The sequence below is a fragment of the Marinifilum sp. JC120 genome (assembly GCA_004923195.1).
Taxonomy (GTDB): domain Bacteria; phylum Desulfobacterota; class Desulfovibrionia; order Desulfovibrionales; family Desulfovibrionaceae; genus Maridesulfovibrio.
Genome location: RDSB01000007.1, coordinates 45,569 through 61,308, shown reverse-complemented (window position 1 = coordinate 61,308; position 15,740 = coordinate 45,569). Strand labels below are relative to the sequence as shown.

The 15,740-nt window shown below is 48.0% G+C and carries 13 protein-coding genes; 10 read left to right on the top strand and 3 right to left on the bottom strand.

The window, feature by feature from the left end; all coding sequences use genetic code 11:
* The first annotated feature begins 67 nt into the window (after window positions 1–67).
* The 5 genes from D0S45_08690 to D0S45_08670 all read left to right on the top strand — a co-directional run bounded on the left by D0S45_08690 (window position 68) and on the right by D0S45_08670 (window position 6,677).
* The gene (locus D0S45_08690) at window positions 68–583 is read left to right on the top strand and encodes a CarD family transcriptional regulator (GenBank protein ID TIH16483.1); all 516 of its coding nucleotides are present in this window, start codon (window positions 68–70) and stop codon (window positions 581–583) included.
* A 335-nt stretch (window positions 584–918) separates the two neighbouring features.
* Window positions 919–2,193 carry a transcription termination factor Rho gene (locus D0S45_08685; GenBank protein TIH16482.1) on the top strand — a complete coding sequence of 425 codons (1,275 nt, stop codon included), beginning with the start codon at window positions 919–921 and terminating at the stop codon, window positions 2,191–2,193.
* 222 nt (window positions 2,194–2,415) lie between these two features.
* Window positions 2,416–3,810, top strand: coding sequence for a peptidase M48 Ste24p (locus D0S45_08680; protein TIH16609.1), 1,395 nt, complete (start codon window positions 2,416–2,418; stop codon window positions 3,808–3,810).
* A gap of 66 nt (window positions 3,811–3,876) precedes the next feature.
* Window positions 3,877–4,860 (top strand): bifunctional riboflavin kinase/FAD synthetase, encoded by a 984-nt coding sequence (locus tag D0S45_08675; protein TIH16481.1) that lies wholly within the window; start codon window positions 3,877–3,879, stop codon window positions 4,858–4,860.
* A complete protein-coding gene (locus D0S45_08670; protein ID TIH16480.1) occupies window positions 4,860–6,677 on the top strand; it encodes a chloride channel protein in 1,818 nt (605 codons plus the stop codon). The genes D0S45_08675 and D0S45_08670 overlap by 1 nt, the downstream gene beginning before the upstream one ends.
* A 326-nt stretch (window positions 6,678–7,003) precedes the next feature.
* Here the strand turns inward: D0S45_08670 and D0S45_08665 are convergent, their stop codons facing one another.
* Both D0S45_08665 and D0S45_08660 read right to left on the bottom strand, forming a co-directional pair.
* Window positions 7,004–7,312, bottom strand: a complete 309-nt coding sequence (locus tag D0S45_08665; protein ID TIH16479.1) for a hypothetical protein — start codon at window positions 7,310–7,312, stop codon at window positions 7,004–7,006.
* Between the two features lie 174 nt (window positions 7,313–7,486).
* A complete protein-coding gene (locus tag D0S45_08660) occupies window positions 7,487–8,272 on the bottom strand; it encodes a hypothetical protein (protein ID TIH16478.1) in 786 nt (261 codons plus the stop codon).
* 262 nt (window positions 8,273–8,534) lie between these two features.
* Here D0S45_08660 and hslV point away from each other — a divergent pair, with 262 nt between their 5' ends.
* From hslV to D0S45_08640, 4 genes are all read left to right on the top strand, one after another.
* The gene (gene hslV / locus D0S45_08655; protein ID TIH16477.1) at window positions 8,535–9,074 is read left to right on the top strand and encodes an ATP-dependent protease subunit HslV; all 540 of its coding nucleotides are present in this window, start codon (window positions 8,535–8,537) and stop codon (window positions 9,072–9,074) included.
* Window positions 9,075–9,094: 20 nt separating this feature from the next.
* Window positions 9,095–10,471, top strand: coding sequence for an ATP-dependent protease ATPase subunit HslU (gene hslU, locus D0S45_08650; GenBank protein TIH16476.1), 1,377 nt, complete (start codon window positions 9,095–9,097; stop codon window positions 10,469–10,471).
* A gap of 183 nt (window positions 10,472–10,654) precedes the next feature.
* Complete coding sequence (locus D0S45_08645) at window positions 10,655–11,401, top strand: tetratricopeptide repeat protein (GenBank protein ID TIH16475.1); 747 nt, start codon at window positions 10,655–10,657, stop codon at window positions 11,399–11,401.
* Window positions 11,402–11,659: 258 nt separating this feature from the next.
* A complete protein-coding gene (locus tag D0S45_08640) occupies window positions 11,660–13,246 on the top strand; it encodes a flagellar hook-basal body complex protein (protein TIH16474.1) in 1,587 nt (528 codons plus the stop codon).
* A gap of 79 nt (window positions 13,247–13,325) precedes the next feature.
* Here D0S45_08640 and D0S45_08635 read toward each other — a convergent pair whose 3' ends face one another.
* Complete coding sequence (locus D0S45_08635; GenBank protein ID TIH16473.1) at window positions 13,326–13,799, bottom strand: rubrerythrin; 474 nt, start codon at window positions 13,797–13,799, stop codon at window positions 13,326–13,328.
* Between the two features lie 318 nt (window positions 13,800–14,117).
* Here D0S45_08635 and D0S45_08630 point away from each other — a divergent pair, with 318 nt between their 5' ends.
* Window positions 14,118–15,734 carry an aminotransferase class I/II-fold pyridoxal phosphate-dependent enzyme gene (locus D0S45_08630; protein ID TIH16472.1) on the top strand — a complete coding sequence of 539 codons (1,617 nt, stop codon included), beginning with the start codon at window positions 14,118–14,120 and terminating at the stop codon, window positions 15,732–15,734.
* Window positions 15,735–15,740 lie beyond the last annotated feature (6 nt).

Below are 15,740 nucleotides of genomic sequence, written 5' to 3'. Positions count from 1 at the left end.
CCGGAGTATTCCCGGAATTCGCATTGACCCTTCCAAACATTTCTTTAGTAAGTCCAAGGAGCCATGAGTGTTTGAGCTAGAGCAGTTGGTAGTCTACCCTTCGCAGGGAGTAGGCAAAGTAGAACGTATTGAAAGTCAGGAAATCGGCGGATCAACTGCCGAGTTTTATATTGTCCGCATTTTAAGTAACAATGTTACGCTCATGGTTCCGGTCATGAACGCGCACAACGTAGGTTTGCGCTCAGTTTGTGATAAAGACGCGGGCATGGAGATTTTCGAAAGCCTCAAGGATAGATCTGATTTCACCGGATACACCGGACAGAACTGGAACAGACGCTACCGTGAGTATTCTGAAAAGCTTAAAAGCGGCGATCTTCATGATGTAGCATATGTACTCAAGGAGCTCTTCCTGATCGGACGGGACAAAGAACTCTCTTTTGGTGAGCGCAGACTTCTGGAACAGGCTATGGGCCTGGTTTCAATGGAACTTTCTTTCGCTCTCGGTGTTGATCAAGAAGAAATCAAGGAAAAGATCAATGCACTTTTTGTTGACGTTCTGGAAAAACAGGAAGATGAATCCTGAAAATCCTGTTCAAACGACTTGTCATAAACGATTCTTTCAGTTAATGCCCTATGAGTTGCACGTTTTGGAGTTGCTTTATTCCCCTTCAGGGGAAACCTGTGTAGCATCTCTATAAAGAAACACTGCGACTAGGGTGGAGCAAGAATCAAAGACGACTTAGAATCGTTGTATTCGAACAGAAGAACAGCCCCTCACTCAGGAAAATCCAATATAATTTTCATCATCCAGTTAAAGGTAAAGCATTCAGGTAAGTGCATGATCATCTAAAGTATGCATTGCTGTTGCTTTCCATTAGCTTAATAATATTTTTTAACTTTTAAATCCGGTTATACAGTATGGGCCAAGATAAAAAAATAGAAAACCTGAACCTGACTGAACTGAAACAGAAGAAGATGTCTGATCTTATGGATCTGGCAGCTAAATTCAAAGTTGAAAACCCCAGCGGCATGCGCAAGCAGGAACTGATCTTCGCCCTGCTTCAGGGCTGCGCTTCCCAGAATGGCCAGATTTACGGCGAAGGTGTTCTGGAAGTCCTTCCCGACGGTTTCGGTTTCCTGCGTTCCCCGACCTACAGCTACATGCCCGGACCGGACGATATTTACGTTTCACCTTCCCAGATCAGAAGATTCGGTCTGCGTAAGGGTGACATCATATCCGGCCAGATCCGTCCTCCTAAAGAAGGCGAACGCTACTTTGCCCTGCTCAGGGTAAATGAAATCGGGCTTGAGGCTCCGGAACATTCCAGAAATCTGGTACTTTTCGACAACCTCACCCCCGTGTATCCGGACAACCGTTTTAAAATGGAAAACGGTCCCAAAAATTTCAGTTCCCGGGTAATCGATATTCTTTCCCCCATCGGACGCGGCCAGCGCGCACTGCTCGTTGCACCGCCCCGTACAGGTAAGACCATGATGTTGCAGAACATCGCAAACTCCATCAACGCCAATCATCCTGACGTTGATCTCATTGTGCTGCTCATCGACGAACGCCCCGAAGAAGTTACCGACATGGCCAGAACTGTTAAGGCCGAAGTGGTCAGCTCCACTTTTGACGAGCCTCCGCAGCGCCATGTGCAGGTTACCGAGATGGTCCTTGAAAAGGCAAAACGCCTTGTTGAGCGTAAACGTGACGTTGTCATCCTGCTCGACTCCATCACCCGTCTCGGACGCGCGTACAACGCCGTAACCCCTTCCTCCGGCAGGGTTCTTTCCGGTGGTCTGGACGCTAACGCCATGCAGCGCCCCAAAAGATTCTTCGGCGCAGCCCGTAACATCGAAGAAGGCGGCAGCCTGACCATCATTGCCACCGCACTCATCGATACCGGATCCCGCATGGATGAAGTCATCTTTGAAGAGTTTAAAGGTACCGGTAACATGGATCTCTACCTTGACCGCAAGCTCTCTGAAAAACGTGTATTCCCGGCTATCGACATCAATCGTTCCGGCACACGTAAAGAAGAACTCCTTCTTGACGACGGCGTACTCAACAAGGTCTGGATCCTGCGTAAACTGCTTGCACCCATGAACTCCATCGATTCCATGGAATTCCTGCTGGATAAGATGAAGGGCACAAAAAACAACGAAGAATTCTTCGATATGATGGGCAAATAATCAGTCCATCCCATAAAGAATTATTAACCCCGCAGATTTTTTCTGCGGGGTTTTCTTTTTGCTTCCTTTCTTTACAACCATCCATTCAAAACTTACTCTCTTCCTCATAAATCAAAATAATCAACATCATCTCTAAATCAAATATATTTTAGTATGCCTATCAGAAACAAAATAATCCTTCAGGCCACTTCATTAATACTGATCTTTTTTTTCAGTTTCTGGATGACTCCGCAGGCCACGGCAAACTCGCTTTTTGGCGATTTTACGGTCTCCGACGAAATCAGGCTCGGTCGAGAATTCGATAAGATGGTTCGCAGCAGGCTTCCGGTTATTCTTGATCCCCAAATTGAGGGCTATGTGAAAAACCTTGTGGATCGCATCGCCAAGCATATTCCGCCCCAGCCGTTTCCCATCAAAGCCACAGTTATCCGCAACAATGCCATGAACGCCTTCGCTGTTCCGGGCGGATATGTATATGTTTACACCGGACTGATCCTGAACATGAAGCATGAGGCAGAGCTTGCAGCGGTAATCGGTCACGAACTTGCCCACGTATCCCTGCGCCATGTGGCCCGACGCATGGAAAAAATGAAAATGGTCAACTTTGCCAGCATGCTCGGCACACTTGCCGGAATGCTGGTCGGCATTGCCGGGGGCGGCAGCAATATGGGCAACCTTGGCTCAGCTATTGCTATGGGTTCCATGGGCGGCGCTAAAAGCGCATACCTGAACTACACTCAAGAGAATGAACGTGAAGCAGACCACTTAGGCATGAACTACCTTATTGCCGCAGGCTATAATCCCAAAAGCATGGTTGATGGCTTCAAAGTAATGAAACAACGCCAATGGCATATCAGCAACACCAATATCCCGACCTACCTTTCCACTCACCCCGGCCTTGATGCCCGTATCGGCTATCTGGAGGACCGCTTCAAGCGCATGCCACCGAATTATTTTAAGCGCGAAAATGATGATGCTGCATTCTTCAAAGTTCAGACTTTGATCCGGTCAAGGTTGACCTCCCCGGACGTAGCCCTTGCCCATTATCTGGCAATACCCGAGAATAAAAGGACCTGCTTAGACCATCTTGGCTTGGGAATTGTTTACTCCCGCATGAAGAAATACAAATTTGCGGAACAGGAATTTAACAAAGCACGCGCCCTCTGCCCCGACGATACTTTGATCTTAAGAGAGCAAGGCCGCTTTTACTTTACTATCGGCAAGATGGATAAGGCATCACCGCTGCTGCGCGAAGCATACTTACGAGATCCTCGCGATGTTATGGCTCTGTTCTTCATCGCCCGCATTGAGGGTGTAAGAAAAAATTACAAACAGGCCATCCTGACCATGCGCAGGGTCGCGGAAATGGTCCCCTATGATCAGGAAATCCACTACCATCTCGGACGAATGCTCGGGGAATCCGGACACTATTTTCAAGCACACGCCCAGTTGGCATACGCAGCCTTATACGATCATGATATGAAACAGGCTCAGTTTCACCTTAAAAAGGCCGAAGGATTGGCAAAAACAAAAAAACAACGTGCAGAACTAAAGATACTACAAGAAACAATCAACCCGAAACCGCCCGAGGAAGAGGGCAAGGGAAAGCTTGAATGATGCGGACTTTTGGGGTAACGGTTTTCGTTTCCAAAATTCTATCCTTAAATATAAAGTGAAGCGAATATGATCATCGCAAAATCAATAGATGAAATAATCAAGCCTGAAAAAGGCGCATGCGTAACTATCGGAAACTTCGACGGGGTCCACAAAGGCCACCAGAAGCTTATCAGCAGCACCTGCAAAAAGGCTCGGGCCAACGGCCTTGCCAGCGTTGTTGTAACCTTTGATCCCCACCCCCTGCGGGTACTGGTAAACAGTAAAACCCCGCCCTTCATCACTCTGACCTCGCAAAAACTTGAGCTGATAAGCCTACATAAGCCGGACATCATTCTGGCCTTGAATTTCAACAAGGAAATGGCTGCCCTATCTCCTGAAGAATTCATCAAACAATATCTCATCACTCCACTGGGTATGAAAGAGATGGTTGTAGGCTACGACTACGCTCTGGGCAAAGGCCGTAGCGGCAACTACGAAACCCTCTTGGAACTGGGCCAAAAATATGAATACGGCATTGAACGGCTCGACCCGGTCATCATCAACGATGCTGTGGTAAGTTCTTCGCGTATCCGCGACTTAGTCAGCGAAGGTAATGTCTGGGATGTACGTCCACTGCTGGGACGTTTTTATCAGGTGCGTGGTGAAGTTGTGCACGGCATGAACAGGGGCGGCAGGCTGCTCGGGTTCCCCACTGCCAACATCAAGCTCGAAGATGAGCTTTTCCCCAAGAAAGGGGTCTATGCCATCCGCGTGGAAGTCGAAGGTAAGGTCCTGCCCGGTGTTGCCAACATCGGTAAGAATCCCACCTTCGGCAATGAAGCCCTTTCCGTGGAAGCCCACATTCTCGATTTTTCTGAAGATATTTACGGCAAGGACATTCGCGTCCACTTCATCCAGCGTATCCGTTCTGAAAAGAAATTCAACGGTCTGGATGAACTCAAGGAACGTATCGGCATTGATATCGACCTTGCCCGCGAAATCCTTTCCTACCCCGAATCTCAGGTTCGCCCCGGCCTGCATCTGAGCGAGTCAGAATCAGGAGCAGATTAATGAGCCCTTTTCTCAATGTGCATATGTGGAAAGATCTCGTCCGCTCCTACCGCAAGGTCAGCCACTTCCGCTGGCTTGTTCTCGGTGTAGTGGTCGGTATTCTTTCCGGCATCGTAGCCGTGCTTTTTTTCGGCGCGGTAGAACTGGGTAAACATTTTTTCATGAACCAACTGGCAGGACTTTCCCTGCCCGCCCCCGAAGGGGAAGAGCTTTTCCACGGCCCTCCCGGCGAACATTTGCGCACCTGGACCATCCCCATCTGCCTGACTATTGTCGGGCTGATTACCGGGTGGCTGGTCAACAAATATATCCCTGAAACCATTTCCGGCGGCACTGACGGCACTGACGCGACCATCAAATGTTTCCATCAGGGTAGCGGACTCATGCGGCCCATCGTCCCGATCATCAAAGGGATCAGCTCTGTATTCACCATCTCCTGTGGTGGTAGTGCTGGCCGCGAAGGTCCCATCACCCAGATGGGAGCCGGGGTCGGTTCTTGGCTGGCTCAAAAGCTGAAACTTTCCACAAAAGAACGTAGAATCCTGCTCCTTTCCGGTGCTGCCGGTGGTCTGGGCGCGATCTTCCGTGCCCCGCTGGGCGGCGCGCTGACCGCCATCGAAGTAATCTATCGCGAGGATTTTGAATCCGAGGCTATCCTGCCGTCGGTCATCTCTTCAGTGGTATCCTATTCCCTGTTCACACTTTTCTACGGCACAGAGCCGATCTTCGGTATTCCGCGCTTTGTTTTCCACGATCCGCGGGAACTGATCTTCTACATCGCGCTGGCCTTTGCCTGTACTTTTGCAGGCTGGATGTACATCCGCACCTTCCGGTTCGTCAAATACTCAGTATTCAACCAGATCAGGGACCGGGTCGGCCTCATGTGGGCCACAGCTCTCGGTGGATTGATGATGGGACTCATGGGTATGTTTTTCCCGCAGGTACTGACCGGAGGATACGGATGGCTGGAAATGGCCATCATGGGTGAAATTCCGCTCATGATGATGATCGCTATCGTCATCGGAAAAACCCTTGCCACCTCCATGACCATCGGTTCAGGGATGTCCGGCGGTATGTTCGCGCCCGCGCTTTTCGTAGGCGGCATGTCCGGCGGTATAGTGGGCCAGATTGCCGGGAAATATTACCCGGATATCGTCACCCAGCCCGGTGGTTACGTACTGGTGGGCATGGCAGCATTCTTTGCCGGGGTGGCAAAAGCCCCCATCGGACCTCTAATCATGGTCTGCGAACTGACACAGGGTTACGGACTGCTGGCTCCGCTCATGCTCGCCTCCGCGCTGTGCATCGTGCTGGGACGCAGTTTCTCCCTCTATGAGCATCAGGTGGAAAGTAAATTCGATTCCCCGGCCCATATCGAAGATAAAACCATCAATATCCTTGAAGGCTTACACGTGGATACCCATTACAAACCGGGCCGCGTAACCACCCTTGAAGAAGGAACCACGCTCAAGGCATTGACCGATATCATCGCCAACACCAACGAGCTATACTTCCCGGTCAAAAATGACGATGGAATTATCACCGGAATCCTGACCATCCAGAATGTCAGGAACCATCTCTTCAATCCGGACCTCTTTGACCTTATCCTCACCAAGGATCTGGCCACCAAGCCCGCCACCCTAAAAGCTGGTGACGATCTCTACACCGCCCTGCTCAAGTTCGTAGACACCGACTACGGGCAGATTCCGGTTGTAAGTGAGGAGGATCCCAACAAGATCATCGGGATCATCAACAGAGAGAATGTGTTCCGTGCTTATGCCAAGGCAGTTAAGGAGTTGAGGGAAGCTGCGGAGTAAGAATTGGAATCTCTATTAGTAAGACAGAAAAAATCTCCCTCTCGCCTTATGCGGGAGGGAGATTTTAATTTTAATAAATGAGCAAAAATGCCCAGTAGCGGAGCTAACTAAAGGAATTTCAAGAACTAAAAAGGTTCCCCATTATTAATTAGAAATCTAGGTTGACTAAGAGCCGGCCCATTAGAGGTTCCATATAAACGCTGTATTTCTGCCCCTCCAACCAAGGCTTTTCTAAGAAGTGGATCAGCAGCAGATTTCCACTCTACAACAGCATGTGCATAGGCAACCATACGGCTGCTTGGTCGCCTTAACATATTAAAACGGGTCTATTTTGCAGGAATCTCAAAATCACGGCCGGTTGCAACTTTAACGAAATCAGTTCCGCCAGTATAGGTCTCCTCTAAATAAGTAAGCTCATTTCCGTCATGATCATAATAAGTCACACGGCACTGCACAGGGACACTAGATATATTGGTCAATGTCATCCCTGGATACGCCCAATTATTAGAACTCATAAACCAAACGTGAAGATTTGGAACAAGAACACTTCCCTGAGCATTAAAAGTATTCTCCGCAAAGGCGGTTCCACTCAATAAGAAAATAAGCATTACAGGCAACAACAATAAACGTTTCATGTTTTCTCCTTTAAAAGTCAGCATTAAATGAGAGTAGGTCTCTCAGTACAACAATATGATATTTGGCATAAACCTGTATTTACTTAAGTTCAAACTAAAATATTTAATAGATAAGAAAATCTCCCTCTCGCATTATGCCGGAGGGAGATTTACTTTTAGCCTTAATTTCAAATCCTAAACAACTTCATCAACATAGGTACCCGGCGGCGGAACTGCCCCCACGGAAGAGCTTCCGTCCTCCACTGTCTGAGTGCTACCTCCGTTAAGCTCGACTTTCTTATCAGCTTCCGGCTGAGTGACACTAGCAGCGGCAACCGCACCGACCTGTTCAGCAGCCTGAACATTTCCGGCAACAGTCTGTCCCTCATCCGCTTCGTTACCTTTTAATATCTTATCACCCTTGGCTTCCGTAACCTCTTCAGACTTTTCCGCGATTTCCTCGGTAAGCTCTTCGGGATCGGTGTCAGCATCCAGAACCTTCTTGGCACCCTCGGGCATAAGCTTTTCTTCGATCTTTTCCTCGACCTTCTGGTCCTGCTCTTTTTCCTCTTCTTTGCGATCCTGCTCCAATTTATCTTCCATCTTTTCGCCAGCGTAATCCTCAGCCTTCTCTTCCGCTGCTTCTTCAGCCTTCATACCGACGAGCATCATTGCTGCATAATTCTCCGGTGAAGCTGCAGAAGCAATATTAGCTTCGGCTTGATAGATATCAACCACGCTCTGCATGCTGGAACGGAACTGATCCGCTACGGCATAAGAAGTCATCAGACCGTTGATGTAACGGGACTCTTCCCGGCCATGCTGGAAGAAATTCCTCGACATCATATTGCCTGTGGAAGATGAATGCCCCTGCGGTTCCTGTGAAACCGGTTGCTGATGAGTTGAGTTTTCCTCTTCAACAACTTCCTGCTTCATATTGAAAACATTAAATTTAAAGCCCGAAGATTCATTAATTCTCATGGCTGGCCTCGATTGTAATATTGAAATTTAAAATATTAAGTTAATTGCGTATCAATATTATTTTCGACATAAACCAACATTTCTTTAGGTTGGAGGAAGAAGTTTTTTTTCGCCCCCCTTGCCATCCCCCCCACAAGTATTATGTTCTGGTAACGCAAAATTTCACGCCGCTATCAATGAATATCCCACGGCGTAATTATTGAATTCATAAGCAAATTGAACTCAATCCGTCATATTGAAATAGATGAATCAGGAGATGAATATGGAAATGAGAGGAACAACCATTCTGGCCGTTAAGGACGATAAAGGCACTGCCATGATCGGTGACGGTCAGGTCACTATGGGACAGGCTGTGGTGATGAAACATTCCGCGGTCAAAGTCCGTACCCTTTACAATGATCAGGTTATCGCCGGATTCGCCGGGGCAACAGCTGATGCATTTACCCTTTTCGAACGCTTTGAAAAGAAACTCAAAACCTACTCCGGCAACCTTGTGCGTTCCGCCGTTGAAATGGCAACTGACTGGCGTACAGATAAATTCCTGCGCAAACTGGAAGCCATGATCATGGTTGCTGATGCCGAGCACATCCTCATCATCAGCGGTAACGGCGATGTTATCGAACCTGACGACGGTGTCGCAGCCATCGGTTCCGGCGGTTCCTACGCCCTTTCCGCAGCCCGTGCGCTCATGCGCAACACTGAGATGCCTGCTGCTGAAATTGCGCAGAAATCCATGGAAATAGCCAGTGAAATCTGCGTTTACACCAACGACCACTTTGTTCTCAAAACCCTTGAAAAATAAAAGTCGCGAGTCTTAATAAAATGAGCAATCTTACACCTAGAGAAATCGTTTCTGAACTGGACAAATTTATCATCGGCCAGTCCGATGCAAAAAGAATGGTCGCCATTGCCATGCGTAACCGCTGGCGCCGTCAGCAGCTTCCACCGGAACTGCGCGACGAAATCGCACCTAAGAACATCATCATGATGGGGCCTACCGGCGTTGGTAAAACCGAAATCGCCCGCCGTCTGGCTAAGCTTGCCAAATGCCCTTTCTTTAAAGTCGAAGCTACTAAATTTACCGAGGTCGGTTATGTGGGCCGCGATGTTGAATCCATGGTCCGCGACCTGATGGAAATCGGCATCAACCTTGTGCGCAAGGAAGAAATGGAGAAGGTCAAAGTTAAGGCTGAAAAGCACGCTGAAGACGCCCTGCTCGACCTGCTCCTGCCCTCATCCAAGCCCAAACAGCCGGGTATGGGATTCTTCAATCCCGCAGCGCCAGAAGAACAGCAGCAGGAACAACCTGCTGTAGACCAGTCTTCCACCCGTGAAAAATTCCGTAAGATGTGGCGTGAAGGCAAGCTCGATGAGCGTGAAGTGGAGCTTGAAGTTTCCGTACAGGGCGGCGGCGTGGAAATCATGTCCATGCCCGGCATGGAAGGCATGGGTATGCAGGTCAATGACATGATCGGCAAAATGTTTCCTGACAAAACTAAAACGCGCAAAGTCAACATTCGCGAAGCATACGATATCCTCATCCAGCAGGAATCCGATAAACTAATCGATATGGACAACGTGGCTGAACTGGCCCGTGAACGTGTTGAACAAAGCGGTATCCTCTTTCTTGATGAAATTGACAAAGTTGCCGGAAACAAGGAAGGCGGCGGCTCTGCAAATGTATCCCGCGAAGGCGTACAGCGCGACCTGCTGCCTGTGGTTGAAGGCTGCGTAGTTAACACTAAATACGGCATGGTTAACACTGACCATATCCTGTTCATCTCCGCAGGTGCATTCAGCTACGCCAAACCATCGGACCTGATCCCCGAACTTCAGGGCCGTTTCCCTCTGCGCGTGGAACTGACCTCCCTTGATAAAGATGACTTCTACCGCATCCTTACCGAACCGCAGAATGCCCTGACAGTTCAGTACAAGGCCCTGCTGGAAACAGAAAACCTGAGCATCGATTTCAGCCGCGAAGCTCTTGAAGAAGTGGCCTTCAATGCTCAGAAATTCAATGAGGAAACAGAGAATATCGGAGCCAGAAGACTTTACACCATCATGGAAAAGATTCTGTCCGACCTTTCCTTTGAAGCTCCTGACCGTTCTGGTGATTCAATTGTTATTGATAAGGAATATGTACAGGAACAACTGCAAGATGTAACAGAAGACAGGGATCTTTCCCGTTACATTCTGTAAAACACACTATATTTACACTGAATTAACTGTAAAGCGGGGCAATTGTAGCATTGTCCCGCTTTTTTATATTTTTTAAAATTGAGGACCGGACGGATATATGCTATATGTCCAATGCACATTAAGACAATACAATTTAATTAATATATTCTAACAGATACCAGCAACAGGACTAAAACGAAAAGCATGACTAATAGCAAAACTCCCATGCCTAAAATAAAGGGCACTTTTTCCACGAAGCTAATACAGGAAATCGGGACCGGAACGACCAAGCGAAAGGTCATCCAGTCTTTTCTGTACTTTGCGGAGGAAAAAGACAATGGAGAAGTTGGCTTACGCGTGCTCAATGAAAACAACGTTCCTACCGGTGAGGAGCAGATTATCAGCAAAGAAGAATTGCTGGAATCATTCACCCCGGAAGTTGAACTTTATACGACCACAGTATTTCCAGCCATCCAGAAGCTAAATAAATCCCTTGCCAAGGCCGACCGCCAACGCAAAGAGGGCAACACTTTCACAGCTGAGATGGAATACGGCAAGGCCTTGAATATTGATGAGGATAATATCCGGGCCAACTTCGGCATCGGCCTCTGCTACCTTGACCGCAACGAAGCTGATAAAGCTACAGACATTTTCAGCAGATTGATCGATCTGGATGCCGCCTTTGAAAGTGAACATAAACACCTCTTTAATGATTTCGGCATATCTCTGCGTAAAAACAAGATGTTTGACAAAGCGGTTAATTTTTATTCCAGAGCAGTTGGGCTAACCGATGATGACGAGAACCTTTATTTTAATATAGCCCGCTGCCAATACGAAAAAGGTGACCGCAAAGAGGCTTTGGAAAACGCTGAAAAATGTCTCGAGATCAACCCTAAATCAACTCCGGCCGCTAAGCTTAAAAATTATTTGAAAAAGAAAATTTCCGGCTGATCCAATTTTTCCATAAAGCAATCAGCAGATGATGCTTTATCGATAACCAGAGTCCTTCTTAATTGAACATTAAGAAGGACTTTTTTTCCTCTTCTGACCCCACTCACAATATATAAACCCTTGATATTGCTTAATACAAACTTTAGGCACGCCCCTTGCTAAAGTACTGGTGACCGGATTTTTATTCCGGGCCACAGGTTAAACAGGTGCAGGCGGAGTCACAAATATTAATGCCGCGCCTATCTAAGGAGTTTACTCATGGGTTTCAGCTCAATGTACACAGCCGCGACGGGCGTAAAGGCACATGGAACGCTGCTACAGCAGATCGGTGCCAACCTTGCCAACGTCAATACCACTGCCTACAAGAGCGGCGACACATTTCTTGAAACACTTGGCAGCTATAGTTCAGCCAAAGCCAATTCCGGAATCGTATCCGGGGGCAGCAATACCGCCGGACAGATCGGGCTGGGAACAAGGGTTGCGAGCACCAGAATAAATTTCAAGGAAGGTGCTTTCGAGAGCACTAATTCAAGTACTGATCTTGCTATCGGCGGTCAGGGATTTTTCCGTGTGGCCGAACCAGGCTCAAATACCAGCCATTACACCCGCGCAGGCAGTTTCCATTTTGATAAGACCGGCCAACTCGTTGATACCCATAACAACGTTCTTCAGGGTTACAAAATAGACGCGGACGGTAACATAGGCACAGCTTCGCAAAACATAGCCCTGCCCATGAAGGAAGAGACTGACGCCACAGGCAAGAAGGTCATGGTTGTAAAGTCAGACCCCAAGGGCACTGATACAGTGAATATGCGCACCAACCTTGACTCCGGGGCTGTGGATAACAGCGAAAATGCGGAAGCCCCATTCTTCTCTCTGCTCAGCGAATGGGACGGCACAAGTGATACGCCGCTTACTGCTGATAAATATGAATACAATAGCTCCATACAAATTTATGACGACAACGGTAACAAGCACGATCTGGTAGTATACTACGATAAGGTTGTGAACGATGGCGACAGCTCCGACAAAAGACACTGGGAATATGTCGTAACCGTACCTCCGGGGAGCGATGCAGGTTCGTTGAACGGCACTTCCGGCGCAGGACTGGTCATGGCCGGGACACTTACTTTTTCCGGCGACGGAACCCTGCTCAACCAAAGTGCCTTCACTCTCGCCGCGGGTGCGACTGACGGCAAGGACCTCAACAACTGGGAGCAGGCTTCGCTGAACAGTAACGGAGCACCTACGTTTAACGTAACCCTCTCAGGTGCAAGTGGAGCGGCAGCCGCCCAGACAATCTCGGTTGATATGGGTATCACTTCCGGCACAGATACATGGACTACCACAGGTATGACCGCAGCTGATGTGGGTAGTAACGCAACATCTCTTCCGGGTATGAACGACGGGAAGATCAATGCCCTTGCCACCACTGATTACTACGGTTCATCCTCAACCATCAGCCAATCTCAGGATGGATTCGGGGAGGGCTACCTCCAGAATGTGGCCTTCAATTCCGATGGCATCATGAGTGCCCTGTTTTCCAACGGGATGAGTACAGACCTTTATCAGGTCAACCTCTACAATTTTAAAAATGAATACGGGCTGCGCAGGGAAGGCTCCAACTACTTCTCCGCCACAAAAGATTCAGGAGACGCCATTCAAGGTGTTGCCCGAAAAGAAGGGCTCGGTTCAGTGGTTAGTAGCAGCCTTGAAACATCAAACGTCGATCTGGCGGAAGAATTTGCCTATATGATCCTGACCCAGCGCGGTTTTCAGGCCAACTCCAAAGGGATCACCACCACGGATTCGCTGATCAACACCGCACTTGGAATCAAGAAATAATCCAGAAAATTTAACAGCAAAAAAACAAAGCCCCTTCCAGCAAGCTGAAAGGGGCTTCTTCATGTCTTTATCCCGCGACCTAACTAAGTTTTTCAGCCAGCATGCGCAGATGTTTGCGTTCTTCGTCAATACATTCTTCAACGAATTTACGCTCAGTATCGGGAACCATTCTTTTCAATTCGGTAAAAAGAAGGATGGTGTCCTTCTCAAAACGCATGGCCGCGCGTACAGCCTGCTCAAAATTGAAATCCTCATCCTTAAATGCCGCAGTGTAATCAAAATTGAACACATCGTGGGAATCCACAAGTGCCATTACATACTGAGTATATTCTTCATAATCGCTTCCCGGAGGAATTTCGATGGAACCGATGCGGTCACGCATATCCCTGAAAAAAAGCTCATGGCGGGATTCTTCTTCTGCAAAAAATTCAAAGAATTCCTTTGCTGCGGGGTCTTTTGCCTCATCAGCAGCCAGCAGGTAAAAAGCCTGCCCTTTCTGCTCAATACGCATTGCAAGTTCTGCCACTTCATTGGCACTGAAAAAGGTAACCATATGTACACCTCGTTAATTAAAAAACTTCCTGTGGAAATCAATTTATCATGATTTATCTTAGACAAATCAGCCTAATCTCTGCAAACAGATGGTCATTGATTATTAATATTAACCAGAGTTTTCAAAAGCGCAACCGTAATAAGTTATATTTTTAATGATCAACCTTTGCCATTTTTTTAATTCGATAATATAAAAAGATAATGGATTTCTGCTTTAAAAAATGCACAAATAAACTTTAACCGACAAACTACGGTTTACGTAAATAATGTTTTTCTGCAAACAAATCATATTTAAAGACATCCGCCCAAGGGGAAAAAAATGACCGATGATTTACAAGAAGATGTAGCACTGCAACATTTTGTGGAACTATCACTGGACAAGCTGGACCAGATTGAAAATGTGCTGATAGAAATGGAAAAAACGTCCTCCCCTTCCCCTGCTTCGGTTGCGCAGGTCTACGGGATACTGGTTTCCTTGAAAGAAAGTGCATCATTGCTGGAACTGACTAACATCAGCACAATTGCCGGAAAAATAGGCCAAGTACTTGATCAAGTCTTTAAAAATGAGATTGAACTCAGCAACGATCTGCTGAACATCATTATCGACTCATTTGACAAACTCAATGAGATCGTCAGTAACGCGACCCTGAGCGAAGGCTACGACATACGCATCATCACCCTGCCCCTTGAAATGTACTCCAAACCCGGAGCAGCACCTGCGGCCCCAAAAAACGAACCAAAAAAAACAACACAACCAGTTGCAGAACCAGAACCGGCGTCGCAACCCGAACCAACCCCTGAACCTGCCCCGATTCCTGTAGCCGAGACAGAGGCTTTACAGGAAGAGGAACCGCAGAAAGACGAACAGCCCGCGGCCTCAGAAAAATCCGGTAAAAGGCTCAGCCCGGCTGCATTCCGCAAAAAATACGGAATAAAAAAAGACATGGACCTTGCCAGCAACGCCAACCCGCTGGGAGTTTCAAAAGCAGTATCCAACGCCATCATCAACATGGCTAGCAACTGTTGCGCTTTTGAAAACGGCTCCACAGACAGCCTGAGATTCGGCCTTGCAAAACGTCATGATGTGCCGGAAGAAAATGTACTCATAGCCGGAGGAGCAGTTGAAATACTTGACCTGGCCTTGCGTCTATCCGCCATGCCCGGTAGCGACCATGTCCTCAGCTACGAACATGGCATGCCGGAATACAGCAGCGTTGCAGCTCTTTGCGGGGTGGAACTTCTGCGCCTGCCCAGAGGGAGAAACTTTACACCGCCGCTGGACCAGCTTGTAACAACAGCCAATGAGAACACCGCCGCAGTAATCATCACCAACCCGGATGTGCCCTCCGGCTATGGACTTCCGGCCGAAGAACTGGCCACCATGTCCAACTTACTGCCGAAACGGACCTTGCTCATTGTAGATGAAAGATCTGTTGAATTTTCATGGCCGGAAGATGACTACTCAATGGTTAATTTTCTGGAAAAGGCTCCCAACCTTGTCATCCTGCGCAGTTTCTCATGGTCTTTCGGACTCAGGGGAGTGCGGCTTGGATACGCGCTCATGAACAGCACCAAAGCACAACAGTTCGAAGAATCCAGACTTCCGACGCCCATCAGTCCCCTGAACGTAGGTGCGGGACTCGCAGCCCTGAACCACAATGAGTTCTATTACTCCACCATAGCCCTGATCATCAGGGGCAGGGAGCGGGTCAGCAAAGGATTGGAAGAACTGGGCTGCACCGTCTATCCCAGTCAGAGCAACTTCATCATGTTCAGTACTCCGATGCCGGCAAAGGAACTTCATGGGAAAATGCTTGATCACGGATTTAAACTGAGGACACTAAATGATTTCGGTCTCACGGATCTGCTCACCGTGTCCATCGGCAACAACTCCCGCAATCGCAAATTTCTCGCTGCCTTGAAAAACATTTTATAAACCTTT